This window comes from Frankia sp. CcWB2 (assembly GCF_977927585.1).
Genome location: NZ_CDWRCM010000202.1, coordinates 1 through 7780, shown reverse-complemented (window position 1 = coordinate 7780; position 7780 = coordinate 1). Strand labels below are relative to the sequence as shown.

The following is a 7780-nucleotide window of genomic DNA, read 5'->3' as shown; positions in this document are numbered from 1 at the left end:
TCAGCGCCAGATCCCCTGACCTGCCTCTGTCCGCGTGATCATTCCGGCCCCTGAATCCCCTGATCCGCCCATCCACTGATCTACCGATCCACAGATTCAACGAACCGGCCGACATGCCGGGCGTGTGTACGGGGTAGCAGACGTGATGGGGTAATGGCACGGACAGTGGCAGTTCCCTGCGCGGAAGGGGCTCGTCGTGGTAGCAGAGGTCGGCAGGATCGGGTTGTGGGCAGCCGAGCGGCAGTGGCCGAAGGATGTCCCGGCCCGGGCGGAGATCGCCGCCGAGGTGGAGGCCCTCGGCGTCCCGGCGGTATGGATCGGCGCGGCCAGTGGCGATCTCGAACTCGCGGCCGCGATCCTGGACAACACGGATCGGCTGGTGGTCGGTACCAGCATCCTCAACGTCTGGACCGAACCGGCGGACGTCGTTGCCGATCATTACGCCATGCTGGCGAAGGCGCACCCCGACCGGATCCTGCTCGGGCTCGGTGCCGGCCACAAGGAACCGGTGGAGAAGACGACCGGCCGTCGCTACGAGCGTCCCGTCGACGTCCTCGTCGACTATCTCGACACCCTCGACGAGCTGGGCGTCCCGCGGGCCGACCGGGCGCTGGCCGCTCTCGGTCCCCGCATGCTGGGGATCGCCGCGCAGCGCACTGCGGGTGCCCTGCCCTACCTCACCACCCCCGAGCACACCCGGCGCGCCCGGGAGCTGCTCGGCCCGGACGCACTACTCGCGCCCGAGCAGATGGTCATCCTCGACACCGATCCGGCTCAGGCCCGGGCGGTCGCGCACGACACCCTTGCGTTCTACCTGAAGCTGCCGAACTATGTGAACAACCTGCGCCGTCTCGGCTTCACCGAGGACGATCTGACGGGTGCCGGCTCGCAGCGCCTCGTCGAGGCCGTGGTGGCCTGGGGCGATGTGGACTCCGTGCTGGCCAGGGTCGCCGAGCACCATGAGGCCGGTGCCGATCACGTGGCCATCCAGGTGCTCACCTCCACTCCCACCCGGCTCCCGCGCGAGCAGTGGGCCCGGCTGGCGCCGGTCATCGTCGGGTAACCCGGCTGATCCGGCGGCGAGCCGAGCGGGTGCCACCCCGGCCGGTAGCCGGTCCATCGCCGGTGGTCTGCCCTGGGTGATCGGTTAGCACACTGAACGTTGCCTTGGCAAGCCGCGAGTCTGGACCGACAGTGAGCAGGACGTCACCGTGCATTTCGGCGTGGTGCTGGAAAATCTGCTGCGGGTTCACGGCTTGTTGACTGTCGGCAGGATGACACTCCGCCGGCCGATAGTGGCTGGCTCGATGGTGGGTGCTCCGCGACGATGATGCCAACCGGGGGAGGCGCGGCCGGTCGGTGCAACTGCCGACCTGCCTACCTGTCGTCCTACCTGCCTGCCGTCGGTGGGCCCTACCGAGCGGGCAGCAGCCCGGGTCCGGTCCGTCATCCCGACATAGTGATGTTCCACGGAAAGGAGGGGAATGATCGAGGCGCAAGGGCTCACCAAGCGGTACGGACGTACGGTCGCCGTCAACGACCTGTCCTTCACGGTGCAGCCCGGCAAGGTGACCGGCTTCCTGGGGCCGAATGGTGCGGGAAAGTCCACTACAATGCGGATGATCCTGGGGCTCGATAATCCGAGCGCAGGCCAGGTCCGTATCGACGGTAAGCGATATGCCGAGCTGAAGGAACCACTCCGCCAGGTCGGATCGCTGCTGGAAGCGAAATGGGTGCATCCCAACCGCTCCGCCCGCTCGCACCTGCGGTGGATGGCCGCGGCGAACCGAATTCCCGGGAAGCGGGTCGACGAGGTCTTGGAGATCGTTGGGCTCACCCCGGTCGTCGGCAAGCGGGCGGGTGGCTTCTCGCTCGGGATGGCACAGCGTCTCGGGATCGCGACGGCCCTGCTGGGTGACCCGCAGGTCCTTCTCTTCGACGAGCCCGTGAACGGGCTGGACCCGGAGGGAATCCTCTGGATTCGCCAGTTCATGCATCGACTTGCGGACGAGGGGCGGACGATCTTCGTTTCCAGTCATCTGCTGTCCGAGATGGCGCTGACCGCCCAGGAGCTCGTCGTCATCGGTCGCGGGCGGCTGATCGCCCAGACCAGTACCCATGCCTTCATCGACATGGCGTCCGAGTCGGCAGTCCGGGTCCGCGGGCCGGAGATGGAGCGGCTGCGTGGCGTGCTGACCGGTCAGGGCCTCGCGGTTCGGGACGCCGCCGCCGACGACGGTGGTCCGGCGGCGTTCCTCGTGTCGAACAGCAGCACCGAGCAGGTCGGCGAGCTGGCCGGTCGGATCGGGCTGGTCCTGCACGAGCTGGCGGCGCAGCGCGGCTCGTTGGAGCAGGCGTTCATCCAGCTGACCGGCGGCGAGGTGGAGTGCCACGCCGGGACGCCGGGGCCGGGCGCCAGCCGGTCGGCGACAGGTGCTCCGCCGGGGCCCGTGCCGGCGGGAACTGCTGCCGGTCCGCTGGCCGGGACACCTCGCCAGCCGGTCGACGGTGGTGTGGGTGCCGGTGGCGGTCCGTCGGCCTCGGCCGAGGCGGCACGAGGGGGGACTGGACGATGACCCTGCTCACCGTCGAGCGGATCAAGCTGTTCTCGACCCGCTCACCGTGGTGGTGCATGATCCTGGCGACCGCGTTCACCGTACGGCTGACCTCGATCTTCGCGGCGGCGACCAACGGTGACGACCTCGCCAGCCTCACCCCGAACGTCACCCAGTTTGCCTACAACTTCGGCCTTGTGGTGATGATGGTGATGGCCACGTTGGCGGTCACCACCGAATACCGCTTCAGCACGATCCGGTCCACGTTCCTCGCGGTGCCCACCCGGACGCCGGCACTGCTCGCGAAGGCTGCCGTCGTCTCCCTGCTCGCGGGGATCGTCGGCGAGATCACCGCCATCGCCTCCTGGGGCGTCGCCAAGCTGATCAAGCCGGATGCCCCCCTGGCTCTGGACACGGCGCAGGAGTACCGTAACGTTTTCGGTGTCGGTCTGGTCTACTTGTTCGCGGCGATTTTCGCGCTGGCTCTGGGGCTGATCATCCGGCAATCGGCGGGCGCGATCGTGATTACGCTTGTCTACCTGTTCCTCGGAGAGAGCCTGCTGCCGGCGATCCCCCGGATCGGTGACCATATCCAGCACTGGCTGCCGTTCACCACCGGTGACAATTTCATCGTCGCCGGGCAGGTGGAGCGTTCCAACGGCCCGCCCGTGGTCGAGGGGATGCCGTTCGGCCCCTGGGGCTCCCTCGCTTACTTTGCCGCGATCTGCCTCGGCCTGTTCGCCATCGGGCTCGTCTTGGCCAAGCGTCGGGACGCCTGAGCCCACCCGAGGTGCGATCTCCATCGGCATGAGCTCTGAAGCCGTGGTTATCTGAGTATCTGTGATCATCAGAGTACCTGAACGCACCGGCGGGTTGCCTTCAGGCCTGGAGCCGCGGTCCACCGGTCGCCCCGACGTGGGCGACCGGTGGACCGCAGGTCAGGCGCCAGGGCCCCACAGGTCCCGACCGGCGCGGGCCCGCTCCTGGGCCTTCATGCGAGCCTCGTGGACGTGGCGCATCCTACCGGTGAGCCGCAGCCGGACCTGTTCGTCCACGGCGACGAAGGGGCGGTAGTAGATGTCGTCGTACTCCTCGGTGATCTGGAAGGTCCACCGCCCGTCGAGGACGTTGCGTCCGTGCAGCTCCCGGCGTACATAGGCGGCCATCTTGGCGTGTCCGGCGTCCTCCAGACCGCTAATCGCCTCCGCGAGGATCAGATCGGCCCGCCCGGAGAGTTGATGGAACTCGTAGAGCGCCCCGCGGGCCCGTTCAACCCACTCCAGCGCCTCGCTGAGCTTGCCGACCGCGTCAGCGGTCGTGTCGTCGAGGTCGGGCTGCGTGCGGTCGTCCTCTCGGCGGCCCCCGGCCGGACGATTCCCGCTCATCCGGTCGGTTCGACTGCTGTCAGCCCGACTGCTGTCGGTTCGACCCCGGCGGGTGTGTCTGCTCACCCTGACGGGATGCCCCGGCGGTGTCGGGTCACACCGACCTGCCGCCTCGCGCCGGGAACGACTACGAGAACCACCGGACCGCCTCTGTGGCTCTGGCGGGCAGGTATCCATTCAGGGGTGCTGGAACCTGCATCCCTGAATGGATACGTACAATCATGAGCACAGGAATTCTGGCACCGGGTATCTCGCGTCGGCGGTCGTGCATTTCGGCCGGGCCGAGGCCATCCAGGCCGCGCGGCCGTGTCCTGGACGCGGCCTGTGTCGCGCACCCGGAGCGGTTCGTGAACCGACCTCCGGTCCCGCCGCCGCTCCCGAAGCCGGCCGGGATCAACCGGAAGCCCGACGAGGCTGAGCCGGCCGACTCGGGTGTTCCCGAGAGATCGGAAATCGTTCCACAAAAATCACAATTAGGCTAATTCACAAAATATCTTACCTCAAAGATCTTGACAAGTTCCGTTCTGTCCCGCGCCAAGATCTTGGCTCAGGAATCCTGACCTGAAGGTTGGGTTTTCTGGATCTTGGTGGGGGGTTGGGAAGATGTTTGAGATCGTTGGTCAGACGATTCTTCGTAGCGGTCGGGGTCCCGGGCGTTGGGGGGGTGTGCGCCGGTCGATACACCGGACCATGGTGCTGATGGTTCAGTAGATGAGGGGTTCGGCCGCGACGAGCAGCATTATCACGAAAGTCGAGTCGTATTGGCCGTGCTCTCACGGAGAGTTCGGATTGGCGTAGTTCGGTGCTTGGTAGCCTGCGAGCATGTCGGTGTCGGAGCTTTCGGCGAGCAGTCAGAACTATCTGAAGGTGGTCTGGAGTCTTCAGGAGTGGTCCGGGGTGCCGGTGTCGCCTTCGACACTGGCAGCGAAGGTGGGGGTGAGACTGTCGACGGCGTCGGACGCGGTGCGCAAACTTACTGAGCAGGGTCTGCTGGAGCACGCGCCCTACGGGGCAGTGTCACTGACAGAGAAGGGGCGGGTGCATGCGGTGGCGATGGTGCGCCGCCACCGGTTGATTGAGTCGTTCCTGGTGCAGGTGCTGGGGTATCGGTGGGATCAGGTGCATGATGAGGCCGAGACGCTGGAGCATGCGGTGTCGGACTTCATGGTGAACCAGATCGACGAATACCTCGGCCATCCCACCCGCGACCCACATGGTGATCCGATCCTGGGCTCGGACGGCACGGTGCGGGTACCGGATGCGGTCCTGCTGTCTCGGATCGGGCCGGGCGCGCACGCGCGTGTGGAGCGGATCTCGGACGCGGACGCGGGCCTGTTGCAGTTCTTCGCCGAGCGTGGGATTGGCATCGGTACCGTGCTGGAGGTGCGAGCCGGGGCACCGTACTCGGATTCGGTGGAGGTGGTTGTGGAAGGCCGCGATGAGGCGGTGTGGCTCTTGGCCGGTCGGCGACGGACGCTGTGTGCGTCACGGTGAGCTCCTCGGGGCCGGCTCCGCTGCGGGAGGCCGGCCCGGGACACGGGTGCGAGACCACGGCCGAGGCGGGCCGCGACGGATTAATGAACTAGCTTCCGAGCGGCCCACCTACCTTCGAAAGGGTGAAGAAGGCGGTTTCCGAGTGGTGCCAGTGTGGTGAGCCGAGGTTCCTCCTGATCGCTGGGTCTCGGGTCGGCTGCGGGTCAGCTCGCTGAGACGAACTCCCGGTGCCGCCGAGCGAGCAGTCGTTTGCCAAGCAGCCCGTGGCGGGGGCTGAACAGGTAGACGAGTGCAAACACGACGCCCTGGACGACGACGACGAGCCCGCCGGAGGACGCGTCGAGCCAGTAGCTGAGATAGATCCCCATCGTCGAGCTCGCGGCCGATATCGCCGGGGCGATGACGAGCATACGTCCGAAGCGGTCGGTGAGCAGGAAGGCGGTGGCGCCAGGGATGATCATCATCGCCACGACGAGAATCACCCCGACCACCTGCAGTGCGACCACGGCGGTGAGGGCGAGCAGGCCGAGCAGCAGCGTGCCGAGGAACCGCGGCGACAGGCCGATAGCGTGGGCGTGAGTCGGGTCGAACGCGTACAGCGTCAGGTCACGCCGCTTCAGCACAAGGATGACGAACGCGACAGCAGCGAGGATTCCGATCTGGATGAGGTCCGCGGTGGAGACGCCGAGGATGTTGCCGAAGACGATGTGGTTCAGGTCGGTCTGGCTCGGGGTGATCGAGATGAGGACGAGTCCGAGCGCAAACAGGGTGGTGAAGACGATCCCGATCGCGGCGTCTTCTTTCACCCGGCTGGTTCCGCGGATCGTCCCGATGAGCGCGACAGAGAGGAACCCGAACACGAGCGCACCGATCGCGAACGGTATGCCGAGGATGTAGGCGATCACGACCCCGGGCAGGACGGAGTGAGAGACCGCGTCACCCATCAGCGACCAGCCGACGAGCACGAGCCAGCACGACAGGAGGGCACAGACGACAGCAGCGATCATGGTGGTGGCAAGAGCCCGGACCATGAAGTCGTACTGCAGCGGATCCAGGAGCAGATCGAGCGGGTTCATGCGACGTACTTCTGCTCGAGCACGTCGAGTCCGAACGCGCGGGCGAGGTTCTCCGGTCTGAGCGTCTCGGTCACGGAGCCGTGGAACAGCACTCGGCGCAGCAGCACCGCCTCGTCGGCCAGCTGTGGCAGGGCGTGAAGGTCATGGGTGGAGACCAGGATGGTACGGCCGTCCGCGGCGAGCTCCTTGAGTAGTCGGACGATGGTGGCTTCGGATTTCTTGTCGACCCCGGCGAAGGGTTCGTCCAGGAGCATGATCTGCGCATTTTGGGCGATGCCGCGGGCGACGAACGCGCGTTTCTTCTGCCCGCCGGAGAGCTGTCCGATTTGCCGGTCCGCGTACTCGGTCAGCTCCACACGCTCCAGCGCCTCGGACACCGCCGTGTGGTCGGCCGGGCGCGCCCGGCGGGTGAAGTTCTGGTGGCCGTAGCGGCCCATCATCACAACGTCGCGCACGGAGACAGGGAAGGCCCAATCGACCTCCTCGCTCTGTGGCACATAACCCACCAGGCCCTGTTTACGCGCCACGGCAGGCTCGGCACCGTCGAGTAGCACGCGTCCCCGGTCGGGGCGGACTATACCCATGACCGACTTGAACAGCGTCGACTTGCCGGATCCGTTCATCCCGATCAACCCGGCCACCCGCCCCGGCTCGACGGTGAGGGACACGCCGTCGAGGGCGAGGACCCCGCCGTAACGGACGACGACCTCCTGAACCTGGATCGCCGCGGTCACGAGGTCCGCCCGGTGAGCCCGTTGATAATCGTGGTCGCGTCGTAGCGGATCAGGTCGAGGTAGGTCGGTACCGGCCCGTCGGCCTTGGAGAGAGAATCGACATAGGGGACGTAATGAAGTAACAAATACGTGATCGAGAGCATCATCGCAGGTCACAGGCCTGTGGAGGGTTCGAAGCGCGCAAGTTATTTCATTTCAACTCCATAGAGGATGCCGCCCAGGGCCGCGCCGGTGGCGTTGGCGACCTGCCGCATCGGCTTGTCCGACACCGTGGACTCGCAGAACACCGCCGGCACGTCATGCGCCTTGACGAACGTGATCGTCGAGGCGATCTGCGGCGTCGCCTGTTGCTCGGCGTTCACGGGCCAGATGTACTGCTCCGTCAGCCCCGTGTCGCGGGCGAGGTACGAGAACGCGCCCTCGCAGGTCACCAGCGCCCGCTTCTTTGCCGGCAGCGTCGACAGCTTCGACACGAGCTCGTCCTGTACGGCCTGGAGCTTGGCCTTGTAGGTTTAGGAGTCGAAATGAAATAACTT

The 7780-nt window shown here is 66.4% G+C and carries 6 protein-coding genes and 3 pseudogenes; 4 read left to right on the top strand and 5 right to left on the bottom strand.

Annotation, left to right across the window (positions count from 1 at the left end; all coding sequences use genetic code 11):
- Positions 1–196 precede the first annotated feature (196 nt).
- From ACY45C_RS17955 to ACY45C_RS17945, 3 genes are all read left to right on the top strand, one after another.
- Entirely contained in the window at positions 197–1063 is an 867-nt protein-coding gene (locus ACY45C_RS17955) for an LLM class F420-dependent oxidoreductase (protein ID WP_462188724.1), read from the top strand.
- A 421-nt stretch (positions 1064–1484) separates the two neighbouring features.
- The gene (locus tag ACY45C_RS17950; protein WP_462188723.1) at positions 1485–2576 is read left to right on the top strand and encodes an ABC transporter ATP-binding protein; all 1092 of its coding nucleotides are present in this window, start codon (positions 1485–1487) and stop codon (positions 2574–2576) included.
- On the top strand, positions 2573–3334 hold the full coding sequence (locus ACY45C_RS17945) for an ABC transporter permease (RefSeq protein ID WP_462188722.1): 762 nt from the start codon (positions 2573–2575) through the stop codon (positions 3332–3334). Before ACY45C_RS17950 ends, ACY45C_RS17945 begins: the two co-directional genes overlap by 4 nt.
- A 159-nt stretch (positions 3335–3493) precedes the next feature.
- Here the strand turns inward: ACY45C_RS17945 and ACY45C_RS17940 are convergent, their stop codons facing one another.
- The gene (locus tag ACY45C_RS17940; protein ID WP_462188720.1) at positions 3494–3940 is read right to left on the bottom strand and encodes a hypothetical protein; all 447 of its coding nucleotides are present in this window, start codon (positions 3938–3940) and stop codon (positions 3494–3496) included.
- A gap of 822 nt (positions 3941–4762) precedes the next feature.
- On the opposite strand from ACY45C_RS17940, the pseudogene ACY45C_RS17935 reads away from it, so the two are divergent.
- Positions 4763–5433, top strand: a pseudogene (locus ACY45C_RS17935) (metal-dependent transcriptional regulator); the annotation flags it as partial.
- Between the two features lie 204 nt (positions 5434–5637).
- On the opposite strand, the gene ACY45C_RS17930 reads toward ACY45C_RS17935, so the two are convergent.
- The 4 genes and pseudogenes from ACY45C_RS17930 to ACY45C_RS17915 all read right to left on the bottom strand — a co-directional run.
- Positions 5638–6510, bottom strand: coding sequence for a metal ABC transporter permease (locus ACY45C_RS17930; protein ID WP_462188718.1), 873 nt, complete (start codon positions 6508–6510; stop codon positions 5638–5640).
- The gene (locus ACY45C_RS17925) at positions 6507–7244 is read right to left on the bottom strand and encodes a metal ABC transporter ATP-binding protein (RefSeq protein WP_462188717.1); all 738 of its coding nucleotides are present in this window, start codon (positions 7242–7244) and stop codon (positions 6507–6509) included. The genes ACY45C_RS17930 and ACY45C_RS17925 overlap by 4 nt, the downstream gene beginning before the upstream one ends.
- Positions 7241–7348 (bottom strand): annotated as a pseudogene (locus tag ACY45C_RS17920) (metal ABC transporter substrate-binding protein); the annotation flags it as partial. The pseudogene ACY45C_RS17920 and the gene ACY45C_RS17925, both read right to left, overlap by 4 nt.
- Positions 7349–7450: 102 nt before the next feature.
- A pseudogene (locus ACY45C_RS17915) lies at positions 7451–7753 on the bottom strand (metal ABC transporter solute-binding protein, Zn/Mn family); the annotation flags it as partial.
- Between the last annotated feature and the right edge of the window lie 27 nt (positions 7754–7780).

What these genes read in the sequence shown, in the direction of transcription:
- ACY45C_RS17950 (WP_462188723.1), top strand. Translation starts at nt 1,485, where the DNA reads ATGATCGAGGCGCAAGGGCTCACCAAGCGGTACGGACGTACGGTCGCC.
- ACY45C_RS17945 (WP_462188722.1), top strand. Translation starts at nt 2,573, where the DNA reads ATGACCCTGCTCACCGTCGAGCGGATCAAGCTGTTCTCGACCCGCTCA.
- ACY45C_RS17940 (WP_462188720.1), bottom strand. Translation starts at nt 3,940, where the DNA reads ATGAGCGGGAATCGTCCGGCCGGGGGCCGCCGAGAGGACGACCGCACG.
- ACY45C_RS17930 (WP_462188718.1), bottom strand. Translation starts at nt 6,510, where the DNA reads ATGAACCCGCTCGATCTGCTCCTGGATCCGCTGCAGTACGACTTCATG.